This window comes from Candidatus Schmidhempelia bombi str. Bimp (genome assembly GCF_000471645.3).
Lineage (GTDB): Bacteria > Pseudomonadota > Gammaproteobacteria > Enterobacterales > Orbaceae > Utexia > Utexia bombi.
The window spans coordinates 1-14,474 of the sequence record NZ_AWGA01000031.1 but is presented as its reverse complement, the minus strand read 5'-3'; the positions used below and the strand labels follow the sequence as shown (position 1 = coordinate 14,474).

The 14,474-nt window shown below is 35.5% G+C and carries 14 protein-coding genes; 11 read left to right on the top strand and 3 right to left on the bottom strand.

Annotated elements, in window-relative coordinates:
- Together O970_RS10270 and rpsO are read right to left on the bottom strand one after the other, a co-directional pair.
- On the bottom strand, window positions 1-85 hold an 85-nt coding region (locus O970_RS10270), incomplete at its 3' end, for a hypothetical protein (RefSeq protein ID WP_420885466.1).
- A gap of 276 nt (window positions 86-361) precedes the next feature.
- A complete protein-coding gene (rpsO, locus tag O970_RS03080; RefSeq protein ID WP_024495711.1) occupies window positions 362-631 on the bottom strand; it encodes a 30S ribosomal protein S15 in 270 nt (89 codons plus the stop codon).
- Between the two features lie 461 nt (window positions 632-1,092).
- Here rpsO and purM point away from each other — a divergent pair, with 461 nt between their 5' ends.
- The 7 genes from purM to mltC all read left to right on the top strand — a co-directional run bounded on the left by purM (window position 1,093) and on the right by mltC (window position 7,354).
- Window positions 1,093-2,133 carry a phosphoribosylformylglycinamidine cyclo-ligase gene (gene purM, locus O970_RS03075; RefSeq protein WP_024495710.1) on the top strand — a complete coding sequence of 347 codons (1,041 nt, stop codon included), beginning with the start codon at window positions 1,093-1,095 and terminating at the stop codon, window positions 2,131-2,133.
- 79 nt (window positions 2,134-2,212) lie between these two features.
- On the top strand, window positions 2,213-2,863 hold the full coding sequence (purN, locus tag O970_RS03070; RefSeq protein ID WP_024495709.1) for a phosphoribosylglycinamide formyltransferase: 651 nt from the start codon (window positions 2,213-2,215) through the stop codon (window positions 2,861-2,863).
- Between the two features lie 176 nt (window positions 2,864-3,039).
- Window positions 3,040-3,363 carry a ribosome hibernation-promoting factor, HPF/YfiA family gene (hpf, locus tag O970_RS03065; RefSeq protein WP_024495708.1) on the top strand — a complete coding sequence of 108 codons (324 nt, stop codon included), beginning with the start codon at window positions 3,040-3,042 and terminating at the stop codon, window positions 3,361-3,363.
- A gap of 90 nt (window positions 3,364-3,453) precedes the next feature.
- Entirely contained in the window at window positions 3,454-4,605 is a 1,152-nt protein-coding gene (pheA, locus tag O970_RS03060) for a bifunctional chorismate mutase/prephenate dehydratase (RefSeq protein WP_024495707.1), read from the top strand.
- A 6-nt stretch (window positions 4,606-4,611) separates the two neighbouring features.
- Window positions 4,612-5,673 carry an A/G-specific adenine glycosylase gene (gene mutY / locus O970_RS03055; protein WP_024495706.1) on the top strand — a complete coding sequence of 354 codons (1,062 nt, stop codon included), beginning with the start codon at window positions 4,612-4,614 and terminating at the stop codon, window positions 5,671-5,673.
- A 307-nt stretch (window positions 5,674-5,980) separates the two neighbouring features.
- Window positions 5,981-6,256 carry an oxidative damage protection protein gene (locus tag O970_RS03050; protein WP_024495705.1) on the top strand — a complete coding sequence of 92 codons (276 nt, stop codon included), beginning with the start codon at window positions 5,981-5,983 and terminating at the stop codon, window positions 6,254-6,256.
- Window positions 6,257-6,289: 33 nt separating this feature from the next.
- Complete coding sequence (gene mltC / locus O970_RS03045; protein ID WP_024495704.1) at window positions 6,290-7,354, top strand: membrane-bound lytic murein transglycosylase MltC; 1,065 nt, start codon at window positions 6,290-6,292, stop codon at window positions 7,352-7,354.
- Between the two features lie 89 nt (window positions 7,355-7,443).
- On the opposite strand, the gene O970_RS03040 is transcribed toward mltC, so the two are convergent.
- Window positions 7,444-7,782, bottom strand: coding sequence for a nitrous oxide-stimulated promoter family protein (locus O970_RS03040; RefSeq protein ID WP_024495703.1), 339 nt, complete (start codon window positions 7,780-7,782; stop codon window positions 7,444-7,446).
- 298 nt (window positions 7,783-8,080) lie between these two features.
- On the opposite strand from O970_RS03040, the gene trmA reads away from it, so the two are divergent.
- The 4 genes from trmA to O970_RS03020 all read left to right on the top strand — a co-directional run bounded on the left by trmA (window position 8,081) and on the right by O970_RS03020 (window position 14,435).
- Entirely contained in the window at window positions 8,081-9,178 is a 1,098-nt protein-coding gene (gene trmA / locus O970_RS03035; RefSeq protein ID WP_024495702.1) for a tRNA (uridine(54)-C5)-methyltransferase TrmA, read from the top strand.
- A 245-nt stretch (window positions 9,179-9,423) separates the two neighbouring features.
- Complete coding sequence (locus tag O970_RS03030; RefSeq protein WP_024495701.1) at window positions 9,424-10,107, top strand: heavy metal response regulator transcription factor; 684 nt, start codon at window positions 9,424-9,426, stop codon at window positions 10,105-10,107.
- Window positions 10,097-11,542: a heavy metal sensor histidine kinase gene (locus O970_RS03025; protein WP_024495700.1), complete on the top strand. Its 1,446-nt coding sequence runs from the start codon at window positions 10,097-10,099 to the stop codon at window positions 11,540-11,542. Before O970_RS03030 ends, O970_RS03025 begins: the two co-directional genes overlap by 11 nt.
- Before the next feature lie 274 nt (window positions 11,543-11,816).
- The gene (locus tag O970_RS03020) at window positions 11,817-14,435 is read left to right on the top strand and encodes a transglycosylase domain-containing protein (RefSeq protein WP_024495699.1); all 2,619 of its coding nucleotides are present in this window, start codon (window positions 11,817-11,819) and stop codon (window positions 14,433-14,435) included.
- Window positions 14,436-14,474 lie beyond the last annotated feature (39 nt).

The window sequence follows — 14,474 nt, the reverse complement described above, 5'->3', positions numbered from 1 at the left end:
CGGTTGCTTGACGAGCCATGATGCCAGTTTCAAGGGTTACGGTGTGTTTACCGTATTGGAATTTTTGAATTGTCGGATTAAACAAATTGATTTCCTCTTTCTTTAAGAATTAAAGTAAAGCCCTGTTCCATTCTCACGACTAATGACAGATCTATCTATAACTTAATCAGAGATATAGGTTATGATGAAGCTCTCATTAGTCGCGTGAAACATGAAAATGTTTTCTTTACTTAGATTTATCGATTATACATTATAATTGGAGAAATACATAATTCAAAAAATAGAATTATGTTTGATGAATGGAAAATATTAATAATAAAAAAGAGGCGTAATCGCCTCTTCTTTATACAGCAAACGCCGATTAGCGACGTAAACCTAACTTTTTGATTAACTGAACATAACGTTCAACATCTTTACGTTTTAAGTAGTCTAATAATTTACGACGGCTAGATACCATACGTAATAAACCACGACGGCTGTGATGATCTTTTTTATGCTCAGCAAAATGACCTTGTAAATGGTTAATTTGTGCAGTTAATAACGCAACTTGTACTTCTGTTGAACCAGTATCTTTGGCATCACGACCATACTCAGCGACGATTTTAGCTTTTGCTTCTGCGCTTAGAGACATAATAACTCCTAAACTTCTTATAGTTTTATAAAATAAGAAATGCCGATCTCTAACTCAGCTATTTCCACCAATAGGTGGCAAATTATACTCTCTTTTTACTGAATTGCAATGCATTATAAAATAAGATCTTATTTTCATAAATAAATAGAATACGGATTAGTTATAACATACTAAGGACTTGTTACTATTTATATTTTATATGATTGATTAAGATTAAATTTTCTTATTTTTTATTCAATTATTTTGGGAATAATCCCGTCTATATTTGTACCATAAACGGTATCGATTCAAATATTATTTAAATAAACTCAAACCTCCTTTTGTTACGATTCCAATAATTAAATAAAGTCCAATAGCCATTGATTTTATCTTTTTAAATAAAACTTTATCGCTAATTATTATCAATACTGTTAAAATGACTATCCCTATCTTCTCTACATAATAAACCTTGAGGTTTTACTATGTCAGATAATCAATCCTTAAGTTACAAAGATGCCGGCGTTGACATTGATGCTGGAAATGAGCTGGTTAAACGCATAAAAGACGTAACCAAACAGACGCTGCGTAAAGAAGTTATTGGTGGATTAGGCGGATTCGGTGCACTATGTGCCATTCCCCAAAAATATAAGCAACCTATCTTAGTTTCGGGAACCGACGGTATTGGAACTAAATTAAAATTAGCCATCGATCTTAATCATCATGATGAAATTGGTATTGATTTAGTTGCCATGTGTGTTAATGATTTAATTGTACAAGGTGCTGAACCCCTATTTTTTTTAGACTACTATGCTACTAGCAAACTTGATGTTGATATCGCAACCAAAGTGATTACAGGGATTGCTGAGGGGTGTAAACAATCTGGCTGTGCTTTAGTTGGTGGTGAAACAGCAGAAATGCCTGGTATGTATCAACACGCCGATTATGATATTGCTGGATTTTGCGTGGGTGTCGTTGAAAAAGATGATATTATTGATGGTAGCAAAGTTCAAGATAGTGATGCGATTATCGCTCTTGCCTCTAGTGGTCCTCATTCAAATGGTTATTCTTTAATTCGCAAAATTATTGAAGTACATAATATTGACACGCAAAATGAAAAACTGGCAGGCAAAGCACTTGCAGATCATTTATTAACACCCACTCGAATTTATGTTACCCCCATCTTAGACTTAATCAAACAAGTTAACGTGCATGCCATTGCCCATATTACTGGTGGCGGTTTTTGGGAAAATATACCGCGTATCTTACCCCAAAAAACGCAAGCGATCATTGATGAGTCTAGCTGGCAATGGCCGGCCATCTTTAATTGGATACAAACAACTGGACAAATTAGTCGCCATGAAATGTATCGGACGTTTAACTGTGGTGTTGGTATGATTATTGTTTTACCTAAAGCTGATGTAGATAAAGCCATAACTTTACTAACCAATTATGGTGAAAAAGCGTGGTTATTAGGGGAAATCCACACCACTGCAGATGATGTTCCGGTTATCATCCGTTCATAGTATTTCAATGTAAAGATAGGTTAAGACCTATCTTTATCATATTTAAAAAATAATAGAGAATATGATTATGAATAAACGAATTAAAAGGATAGTCATCCTCGTATCTGGTAGCGGTTCAAATTTACAAGCAATTATTGAGGCTTGTCAGGCAGGATATATTCAGGCCGAAATTGTGGCAGTAATTAGTAATAAACCCAATGTATTTGCTTTACAAAGAGCGAAAAATGCTCAAATAGCAACCCATGTTATAGAACACACAAAGTATAGTGAAAGAGCGCTTTTTGATATGGCTGTTGCTAACCAAATAGCCGACTATCAACCCGATTTAATTATTCTTGCTGGTTATATGCGTATTCTAACCCCTCATTTTATACAACGCTTCGTTGGAAAAATAATCAATATTCATCCATCTTTATTACCTAAATATCCCGGTTTACATACCCATCAGCGTGCAATCGAGGCTGGCGATGATAGACATGGCGCAACAGTACATTTTGTTACTCAGGAATTAGATGGTGGACCTATTATTTTACAAGCAGCCGTTCCCGTTTTAGCCAATGATAATCAAGATACCTTGAGCCATCGCGTATTAAATAAAGAACATCAAATCTATCCCTTAACGATTAAATGGTTTATTGATGGACGATTAATAATGCGAGATAATCAAGCTTACCTTGATGGTAAACCATTGCCAATATGCGGTTGCCAAAATGTAGAGACAGTGCGTTAATAACTTCATAGCACGCAATTTAAGTCCATATCTTTATAACATGATATTAATTATCTCTCTTAGTGTTATTATCTTAATATATTATCTAAACAAGAGTAATATTAATTGACGTTACCCCCAGAGTTTGTCAAAGTAATATGCGCAAGGTATACAACAATTATTATAGGAGAATAATGATGATGTTAAATATTACTAGTAAACAAATGGCTATTACTCCTGCAATCCGTCACTACCTAGAGGAAAAGTTTAATAAGCTCAATAAATGGCACACAGATCTCATAAATCCTCACTTTATCCTTTCCAAAGAACCCGATAATTTTGTTATTGATGCAACAATAACAACCAAAGGCGCACCGCTGATCGCGACGGCTAAACATAATGATATGTATATCGCTATCAATGATTTGATCAATAAACTTGAACGCCAACTTAATAAAACACAACATAAATTTGAAGCGCGACGAGCTAATGACAGTATTAAAAATCACGTCACTGAATAATTTATTCATGATTTTATTTTTAAAGGCACTATATAGTGCCTTAATCTTGTGCGATACTTAATACATGAATATTATTTAGGTCTGTCCTTAATGAGTAAAAATTCACTTCACTGTTTACAATCGGAAATAGATAATCTCGATAAAAAGTTACTGCAACTACTTGCAGCGCGTCGGGATATTGCCACTGAGATTAGCAATAAAAAAATAGAGGCTAATTTGCCATTAAGAGATATTGATCATGAGAATTTTATATTAAAAGCATGGTTAGCCGAAGGACAAAAATATCAATTGGATGAATACTATATTTCCCGATTATGCCAAATGATTGTCGAGGAAAACATATTAGCCGAGCAAAAAATTCTGCAACAACATATAAATGCCAGTACATTGAAAATAGCTAAATTTGCTTTTCTAGGACCGAAAGGCTCATATTCACATTTAGCGGCTCGCCGCTATGCTAATATTCATCTGGATCAATTAATTGAGTGTAGTTGCACTAATTTTTCTGCTGTTTTTCAACAATTGGAAGACGGATTCGTTGATTATAGTATTGTACCTATTGAAAACAGCAGTTCTGGATCAATTAATGAAGTTTATGACTTATTACAAAAGACTAACTTACATATTATTGGTGAAATCGCCTTACCTATCGACCACTGTATTTTAGCCACCAAGCATACCAATATTACTAATATTGATACGGTATATAGTCATGCACAACCTTTTCAGCAATGTACTCACTTTTTAGCCAGTTATCCACATTGGAAAATTGTATATTGTGATAGTACATCCTCAGCGATGAAGATGGTTGCTGAATTAAATCAACCGAATGTAGCGGCAATTGGCAATAAAGAAGGGGGAGCATTATATGGCTTACACGTTCTCAATCATAACTTTGCCGATCAAAAACAAAATATTACACGATTTATTGTATTAGCAAGAAAAGCCATTGATGTATCGTCGCAAATTCCCGCTAAAACGACAATACTAATGAAAACTGGACAACATTCGGGGGCATTAGTTGATGCTTTACTTGTACTACGTAAATATAACATTGCAATGACTAAATTGGAGTCTCGTCCTATACATGGCAATCCGTGGGAAGAAATGTTTTATATTGATTTACAAGGTAATTTATCCTCATTATCAATGCAACAAGCATTAAAAGCCCTTTCATCAACTACTTTATTTTTTAAAATACTTGGGTGCTACCCAAGCGCTTCATTATTACCTATAGTCTGATTTTTTATGATAAATACCGCATTTACCTCATTTTCAGAGGTCGTACTGGCTTGGTATGACCAATTTGGACGCAAAACTTTACCCTGGCAACAATCGAAAACGTCTTATCATGTTTGGTTATCAGAAGTGATGTTACAGCAAACACAAGTCGCAACCGTTATTCCTTATTTTCAGCGTTTTATCCAACATTTTCCGACGATTACTGATTTAGCCAAGGCAAATATTGATGATGTGTTACATCTTTGGACTGGATTAGGTTACTATGCAAGAGCACGCAATTTACATAAAGCTGCACAACAGATCCTTAAACAACATGGCGGCATATTCCCAACGACATTTGCTGAAGTAGTAGCATTGCCTGGAATTGGCCGTTCTACCGCGGGGGCAATCTTATCTTTGTCTCAACATCAACATTTTCCGATACTCGATGGAAATGTAAAACGCGTGTTAACACGTTATTTTGCTATTGAGGGTTGGCCTGGTAGTAAACATATTGAAAATAAATTATGGCAACTAAGTGAAAAGGTCACGCCCGTTAACGGTGTTGAAAAATTTAATCAAGCTATGATGGATATTGGTGCAATGGTTTGTACGCGCACCCAACCTAAATGTTCTCTTTGCCCTATCGCTAATCACTGCGTTGCTTATGCAAATGAAAGTTGGGCACAATATCCGACTAAAAAAGTAAAGAAAGCCATACCAGAAAAAACCGCTTACTTTCTTATCTTACAAGATCAACAAAAAGTTTGGTTAGAACAGCGACCATCCGTGGGAATTTGGGGAGGACTATACTGCTTTCCACAATTTGAGACACGACAACAAATCGACGAATGGTTAGATAACTATAAAATAAATCAAGCTCATCATTATCAACAGTTAACGACATTTCGCCACACATTTAGTCATTTTCATTTAGATATTGTCCCTATTTTAGTTAAAGTTAACGCACAAGAAAACAGATTAAACGATAAACATGGCTGTTGGTACAATATGCACCATCCACAAAAAATTGGTTTAGCAACACCAATTAAAAATTTGCTTGCAATGTTAGATAAGTCTGCAACTTAGCCATCAATTTATATTGCTGTATGTACGATGAATAGGCAACGCATCTTTAATAATAACGAGCTAACTAACGTCTAGTTGGTAATATAGACGCTGTCGGTGTAAACATGAGACAAGGTTTGATTTAAATAGAGAAAATAACCTATCTAACGTAATAAATTTAATCATATTTTGTCGATTTATTTAGCTATCTTTACCGATTACTATTAATTATTCTATTAATACTTCGGTTTTGTCGCTTTTTCATAGACATTTAGCCACAATTTACCTATTATTTAGGTTAATTATATTAATTTTTATATGGATTATCATGAGCAGAATCATATTTTGTCATCGATTGAATAAAGAAGCAGAAGGTCTTGATTTCCAAATGTACCCTGGTGAATTGGGTAAACGTATCTATAATGAGATTTCAAAAGAAGCGTGGTCACAATGGATGGCTCAGCAAACAATGCTAATTAACGAAAATAAGCTAAATATGATGAATGCTGAGCATCGTAAACAGATAGAACAAGCGATGATATCCTTTTTATTTGAAGGCGGAGAGGTACAAGTTCAAGGCTATATTCCAGAAGAAAAAGTTTAAAGAGTTTAAGGTCAATTTGATGAGTAAGTAATCATGTCGAAAATAAAGCTTATTGCACTATCCGTGATAGTATGTATTTTATCGGCTTGTTCTAATAAATCTAAAATAGAACAATCGTTAGCCCATACTAAAGATATTAATGCCTTTAATATTTTAATTAATCAAATTGCTGATAATGTTCAAGAAATTTGGGGTCTAAAAGAAGTAGTTATCCCTGGACCAAAAGATTATGTGCAATATAGCTCAGATATGCAAACCCGAGTCCATATCAATTTTGATTCTGGCCTGATTACGATTGAAACATTAAATGAAAATCCTACACCATCATTACAATCGGCTATTATTTCAATCTTACTACTTAATGAACCCATAGATTTATTAAACGAAAACGCCGAACGAGATCTCACTCGAGAACCTTTTCTTTATAAACAAGTGTTGGATGAAACTGGCTCACCTATACGTTGGGAATGGCGAGCTAAACGTTTTGCCAACTATCTTTTAACACATCAAATGAAAATACGTTTATCAAATAACAAACAGATAACGTATGTTACGATTAATTTAGTATCTAATCATGTTAACCAACGCGCCCATAAATTCTTACCTTTAGTAAGAGAAGCCGCTAATCGTTATGATATTAGTGAATCCTTAATATTATCGATTATTAAAATAGAATCAAATTATAACCCATTCGCGGTAAGTCGTTCAGATGCTATTGGTTTAATGCAAGTTCAGCGACATACCGCTGGGCGAGACCTTCACCGTTTATGGGGTAAAGCAGGCGAACCCACTCGCGCTTACTTATTTGATCCCCAAAATAATATCAATATGGGAAGCGCTTATTTAGCCCTAATTCGAGATAAATATTTAACCGGCATTCGTCATCCGATGTCGATGAAATATGCGATGATTACGGCTTATAATGGCGGTGCAGGCAGTGTACTCACCACTTTTTCAACGGATAGGAAAAAAGCCATTGATATTATAAATAGTATGACGCCAGATGAAGTCTATAAAACGTTGACCACCAAGCATAAATCAATTGAATCGCGTAATTATTTAATCAAAGTGATGAGCTACGTAGGCAATACCAAATAAAATTGGGTTGACGAATTGATACAGTAATCTAGGCCAACATAATCACTAAGGCGAGAATATATTTGTTATTTATTTCTCGCCTTATTACTCTACTGGTTAGTCCGTTTACTCTGCCTATTTTTTAATAGATGGCGAATAGCCATAATAGGATGATAAATGATCATCCTAGGACCAGCATAACGCATAATTTTCCGAATTTGTTGTTGATAATCACGACGATAACAGTGTTTATGGCAGTTCTCACAGGTTGGTTTATCTTCACCAAAGCGGCAAAAAGTCAAACGCGATATCGCATATTGATATAGTTCTGAACAGCGTTCACAGAGTGAGTCCTTTGTATGATGTTGTCGACGACAATAGAGGATTATCATACATTTAATGGTTTGTTTTTCTTGATTGATCTTTATTCCGTTATTATATTTGACCATATTCGTTGCTCTTTCTTATCAAATACTTATTATATTATCAAGCATACTATATATAATACATCTCTTGCAGCGCTCTTTAACGTGTTTAATTTATTCATGGCAAGTTTGTAATAAAAACGGATATTATTACTCACTCAATTTATGTACCTTTTAAATACAACGTGAGGTATCGAATATAAAAACCTATTTATTGATTATCATAACTTAAATAGATAGACCCCGTTGATTTATTGCTATTTTACTTAGCCTAATTATTTCTCTATAATTCAAACCATTTAGGGTTTAAACTTAATAAGCTATGACAAATATTTATTCTGAAAGTAATTATCAACAGCAGCTCCAACATAAAATTGATCATTTAACGACGCTTATGTCCGAGTTTAATCCACCCACTCCCCAAGTCTGTTCGTCACCCATTAAACATTACCGTATGCGTGCCGAGTTTCGAATTTGGCATGAAGGTGCAGATTTATTTCATATAATGTATGAGCCACAGACAAAAACGCGTATCATCATTAACGAATTTCCTATCGCGTCAATGTTAATAAATCAAGCGATGAAGGTATTGCTTGATTATGTACGTAGTAAACCCATATTACGTCATAAATTATTTCAAGTTGATTATTTATCGTCCCTAAGTCAGCAGCTACTAATTAGCTTGCTTTATCATAAAAAACTTGATGATGAATGGATCGCCGAAGCAAAATTATTGCGTCAACATTTTATCGACAACGGTTTTAATATACAAATAGTTGGACGAGCAACAAAACAAAAAATTTGTTTAGAGCATGACTATATACAAGAAACATTAACGGTTAATGGTCAACCAATCATTTATCGTCAAGTAGAGAATAGTTTTACTCAACCTAATGCGGCCATCAATATCAAAATGTTAGAATGGGCGCAAACCGTTACCCATCATAGTCAAGGTGATTTGTTAGAGCTTTATTGTGGCAATGGTAATTTTTCCCTTGCTTTAGCGAATAACTTTACCAATGTCTTAGCAACAGAAATAGCTAAATCTTCGGTAGAATCAGCACAATATAATATTGAAATTAATCAACGAAAAAATGTAAAAATATTACGCATGTCGGCGGAAGAATTTACACAGGCGTTAAAAGGTGAGCGTACTTTTAACCGCCTTAAAGGTATTAACTTGAATGAATATCAGTGCCAAACTGTTTTAGTCGATCCACCGCGTGCAGGACTAGATAATAAAACAGTAGAAATGATCAGCCACTATGATAGAATAATTTATATTTCTTGTAATCCATTAACATTAAAAGAAAATCTTCTTACATTAACAAAAACACATCATATAGCTCATTTGGCCTTATTTGATCAGTTTCCTTATACGCAACACATGGAAAGTGCAGTGGTACTACAAAGAAAATAAGCAAAAAAAAGCCCCAGTTAAAAACTGGGGTGCAAAAAATGCAAGGAATGGATGAAAGGAAATAAAACAATGAAAAAACTAACTAGAAAGCTATATAGTTGATTCGAGAGTTATAGTAACAATAAAATTCCAACAAAAACATGACAGTTAAATGACAATTTTGTCATTTAACTGTCATGTTTCCATTAGGTTTAATAATTTATTCTGATAGATGGTTTGACTAATATCTGAAACAGGAGTGAAGAATGAAGCTACTAGTTGTAGAAGATGAACCAAAAACGGGAGAATATTTACGTCAAGGATTAGTGGAGTCTGGTTATGTCGTTGATTTGACCAAAAATGGATTAGATGGATACCATAAAGCAATGACTGAAGATTACGACTTAATTATTCTTGATATTATGTTACCTGATATTAGTGGTTGGAAAATGGTACAATCATTAAGAGAGGCGGGCAAAAAGTCTCAAATACTCTTACTGTCTGCTATGGGCAGTATTGACGACAAAGTAAAAGGTCTTAATCTTGGTGCTGATGATTATATGGTGAAACCTTTTTCCTTCGCCGAACTGTTAGCAAGAATTAGATCATTATTAAGACGCAATATGCCTCAGCAAAATCAAAACCAACTTAGCGCAGCAGATTTAGTAATGGATTTACCAAAACGGACGGTAACGCGCGCAGGTAAACGTATTGATCTAACAAATAAAGAATTTTTATTATTAGAGTATTTTTTGCGTTATCAAAATGAAGTTCTTCCACGTTCATTAATCGCTTCACAAGTCTGGGATATGAACTTTGATAGTGATACCAATGTTATTGATGTTGCTATTCGACGTTTACGCAATAAAATTGATGTCGATTTTGAGCCAAAATTAATTCATACCGTACGAGGAATGGGCTATAAATTGGATGCTATCGATGAAGAATAATTCACACTATAATTTATTTTTTTCTATACGATTAGCCACACTGATTTGTACTATCACCAGTATTATCTTGTTTATTCTAAGCTACTTCATCGAACGTTCTTTTGAAAATTATACTATTAAACAAAATATTGCGGAACTTGATGCGGTGATCAACACCATGCAATCAGAACTTTATGCTCGCGACTATCTTGATTCTTCTAATAATAATCGCTTTGAACAAAATTTTTCGCTTATATTAGCTAGCCACTATCGTTTATTCGTTTATATAGAAGATAAAGCTGGGCATGTTATTTTCAATACCAAAGGTCCGGATTTATTGATAACAAAACAGCACCCTGAATTCTATCAACTAATGGCAACAGGTAAAACAGGGATCTGGGAACACAAAAATCACTCTTATCGTATCGCTGTCGCCAAAATATCGTTAACTGATGACAATCAATATACCATTATTGCAGCTATTGGTCGTGAGCAACAATCGCACTATGTCTCACATTTGCACGAAGGTTTAACCATTTTGATCATCATTACCTCAATGATATCATTCGTCTGGACGATGGCCGCCATTTATCTGACTCAAAAACCCATTGAACGATTAACCACACGTATTCAAAGTGTGACATCTAAACATTTAAATGAGCGCATACCTTTATCAATCGTACCTGCTAAATTTATCGGTATTGTTCATGCCTTTAATGATATGCTGGCACGCATAGAAGATGTGTTTCAACGCCAACGTAATTTTACAGCAGATATCGCCCACGAAATTCGGACGCCAATCACCAACTTAGTGACGCAAACACAAATAGCGCTTAGTAATGCCAGAACGACAGACGAATATCGCGAAGTCCTTTATTCTAATTTAGAAGAATATGAGCGATTATCGAAAATGATAACGGACATGTTATTTTTAGCACAAGCGGATAATAAACAGTTAACCCCAGAACTGGTCGATATTAATTTAAAAGCCATGTTTACCATGATTTTCGACTACTTTGAGCCAGTTATAGAAGATAATAATATTTCTTTTGATTTAGAAGGCGAAGATTTAATTATTGAAGGTGATCGCTTAATGTTAACGCGAGCCATTTACAATCTCATTTCAAATGCTATTCGCTATACACCATCAGGCCAAACCATTACGGTTAGCCTTAAACACCTTAACAAAAATTTGATCCAATTTATTGTTGCCAATCCAGGAAAAAAAATAGCTCCTGAACATTTACCAAAATTATTCGACCGATTCTATCGGGTAGATAAATCTAGGCAAAGAAATGGCGAAGGTGCAGGCATTGGATTAGCGATAGTCAAATCAATCATTGAAACATTAAAAGGTAAAATATGTGCTGAATCCGATGAGTTAAGCACGCGAATTATTGTTACGTTACCTATAAAAAATGATTATCAAAATGAAGATGATAAATTACGTTATTGAGTTAATACCAAAATGCTCGGCATTTTTCATACTAGCTGTAGGCATAGGATTTCTCACTGACAGAATAAAATTATGATAATATTATCCATTAATTAGCAATGTTTAAATCGAGAACTTTTCTGTTTTTTTCGTCAAAGGTGTGATTATGCTTTTTAACACCTTACTTAAGATTGATATAAACTATTGTACAATAAATTAACTTACCAGCTGGTTAGGATTCTGTATAATAGCCCGTAAATAACTAAAACCAAACTATGGATGTCCCGTGATTATAATGCGATTTTTGAAATTGATTTTTAAATTCTTAGTTGGCTGTGTACTATTTAGTATAGCTATGCTGATTATGGGGTATTTTTACTATGCTAAAGATTTACCTAATGTAGCCGAACTGCGGGATATTCGTTTACAAACACCAATGCGAATTTTTAGTGCTGATGGTGAGTTAATTGCTACCTTTGGCGAGCGTCGGCGTATTCCTGTCGCCTATGAATCGGTTCCCGATTATATTATTAAAGCTATTGTTGCAACGGAAGATTCCCGTTTCTTTGAACACCATGGTGTTGACCCAGTTGGGATTTTACGCGCGGCGTTTATAGCCCTAAAATCGGGTGGTTTTTCGCAAGGTGGTAGTACGATAACGCAACAGGTAGCAAAAAACTTCTTTTTAACCCCAGAGCGTCGTGTATCTCGAAAAATTCGAGAAATGATTTTGGCTATCCGTATGGAAAAGGAATTAAGTAAAAAGGAGATCCTCACTCTTTACTTAAATAAAATCTATTTTGGCTCACGTTCTTATGGTATTGGTGCGGCTTCCTTCACGTTTTTTGGTAAAACCGCAGATCAACTAACACTAAGTGAATCTGCTTTACTAGCAGGATTACCTAATGCGCCTTCAGCTTATAATCCACTATCTTACCCAAATAAAGCAAAAAGCCGTCGCAACTGGGTATTACATCGTATGCTGGATCAAGGCTATATTACTCAAGAACAGTACAACCAAGCTATCGAAGAACCATTAAATGTCAGTTACCATTCACCTAAAATTGCTTTTTCTGCGCCCTACATTGCAGAAATGGCACGTCAATATATGTATGAGCGTTTTGGTGAAAATGCCTATTCAGATGGTTATGATGTCTATACGACAATTACACGCAAAAACCAAATAGCTGCCAATGAGGCGGTATATAACCATATTATAAATTATGATATGCGTCATGGTTATCGTGGACCAGAACGAACGCTTTGGAAATCAACAGAAACACCATGGAGTACTGCACAAATAAAACAAGCGCTAAGCACCTACACCAATTATGGTGGCATTCAGCCAGCGGCAGTTATTGCGGTTAAAGATAATTTAGCCGAAGCCGTGCTTGCCGATGGTAAGCTTATTACCATCACTTTTGACGGCGTCTCTTGGGCTAGACGATTTATTACGGATAATCAACAGGGCGGATTGCCAACAAAAATTAACCAAGTTTTAACTGCTGGTCAACAAATTTGGGTTCGTCAGGTCGAAAATAGTTGGTGGTTAACGCAAGTCCCTAGCGTTAACTCAGCCTTGGTATCTCTTAATCCAGAAACGGGGGAGATCAAAGCCTTAGTGGGTGGTTTCAATTTTAAAATTAGTAAATTTAATCGTGCTGTTCAAGCAATACGACAAATAGGCTCAAACATCAAACCTTTTATCTATACTGCTGCGTTAGATAAAGGTATCACGATGGCAACCATTCTCAATGACGCCCCGATCACCCGTACCAACGCGGGAAGCGAAGTATGGCGACCAAAAAATTCTCCAGCTAAATATGACGGTCCCCTACGTTTACGTGTGGGGTTAGCCTTATCAAAAAATGTAATGATGGTAAGGGCTGTACGTGCAATTGGTATCGATTATGTGGCAGAATATTTAGAGCGCTTTGGTTTTCCAAAAGAGAATATTTCACATAATGAATCCCTCGCATTAGGCTCAGCCTCGTTTACACCATTACAAGTCGCTCGCGCTTATTCAGTGATTGCTAATGGTGGATATTTAGTTACTCCATACTTAATTAATGAAATAAAATTTGCTGAAGGGATCACTATCTATAAACACACCCCAGAAATTATCTGTCGAACTTGTCCCGATCAGTTTAGTCATCTTGAAAATGAAGATCAAAATACAAAAATTTCATTGGATAATGTAGAAAATGCGGTAGATTCACCTGATAGTCAAGAGCCTGAAAATTCACAGCTTAGTACAGAAAGTGGACTTGTGATCGCAGATCCGAATAAACAATATCAACATGCCCCTGACATAAGCATTGATTCCAAAAATAGTGATAGCAATATCAACACCCATCAATTATATGCACCGCATGTAATTAATAGTAAAATCATATATCTTATCCGCTCAGGGCTAAAAACCACCGTAAATGGAGAGCCACATTCAAGTTGGTTGCCAACAGCTTGGCGTTCACGCTCATTAAATCGCAGTGATGTTGGCGGAAAAACCGGCACGACCAACCAATCAAAAGATGTATGGTTTTCAGGATTTGCTGACAATTTGGTCACAACAGTTTGGATGGGGTTTGACGATCACCGCCGAGAACTTGGAAAAGCGCCTGCCAGCTTTAATAAGCCGTCGGCAATATCCTTTGAAGGTGGCGCGAAAACAGCAAATCCACTATGGAATGATTATATGAAAATCGCCCTAGAAGACGAGCCGATTAAAGAAGATCCAATACCAGATGGTGTGGTTGAGGTAATGATAGATAAACGTACAGGATTGCTGGCTTATTCAAAAGATAATGCGATTACAGAATACTTTATTGAAGGAACGGAACCTAAAGTATACGCCCAACGTGAAATTGGTACGCAAGTCGTTGATGATGATGGTAGTTCTTCTGAACTTTTCTAATCTGAATATTGAAATAAATAGTGGCAAGGGACCCCCCTT

Bases quoted from the DNA above. Each gene is read 5' to 3' on its own strand.
- trmA (WP_024495702.1), top strand. From the start codon at position 8,081: ATGACAAATATTTATTCTGAAAGTAATTATCAACAGCAGCTCCAACAT.
- mutY (WP_024495706.1), top strand. From the start codon at position 4,612: ATGATAAATACCGCATTTACCTCATTTTCAGAGGTCGTACTGGCTTGG.
- O970_RS03020 (WP_024495699.1), top strand. From the start codon at position 11,817: ATGCGATTTTTGAAATTGATTTTTAAATTCTTAGTTGGCTGTGTACTA.
- rpsO (WP_024495711.1), bottom strand. From the start codon at position 631: ATGTCTCTAAGCGCAGAAGCAAAAGCTAAAATCGTCGCTGAGTATGGT.
- hpf (WP_024495708.1), top strand. From the start codon at position 3,040: ATGATGTTAAATATTACTAGTAAACAAATGGCTATTACTCCTGCAATC.
- O970_RS03030 (WP_024495701.1), top strand. From the start codon at position 9,424: ATGAAGCTACTAGTTGTAGAAGATGAACCAAAAACGGGAGAATATTTA.
- mltC (WP_024495704.1), top strand. From the start codon at position 6,290: ATGTCGAAAATAAAGCTTATTGCACTATCCGTGATAGTATGTATTTTA.
- O970_RS03025 (WP_024495700.1), top strand. From the start codon at position 10,097: ATGAAGAATAATTCACACTATAATTTATTTTTTTCTATACGATTAGCC.
- O970_RS03050 (WP_024495705.1), top strand. From the start codon at position 5,981: ATGAGCAGAATCATATTTTGTCATCGATTGAATAAAGAAGCAGAAGGT.
- purM (WP_024495710.1), top strand. From the start codon at position 1,093: ATGTCAGATAATCAATCCTTAAGTTACAAAGATGCCGGCGTTGACATT.
- pheA (WP_024495707.1), top strand. From the start codon at position 3,454: ATGAGTAAAAATTCACTTCACTGTTTACAATCGGAAATAGATAATCTC.
- O970_RS03040 (WP_024495703.1), bottom strand. From the start codon at position 7,782: ATGGTCAAATATAATAACGGAATAAAGATCAATCAAGAAAAACAAACC.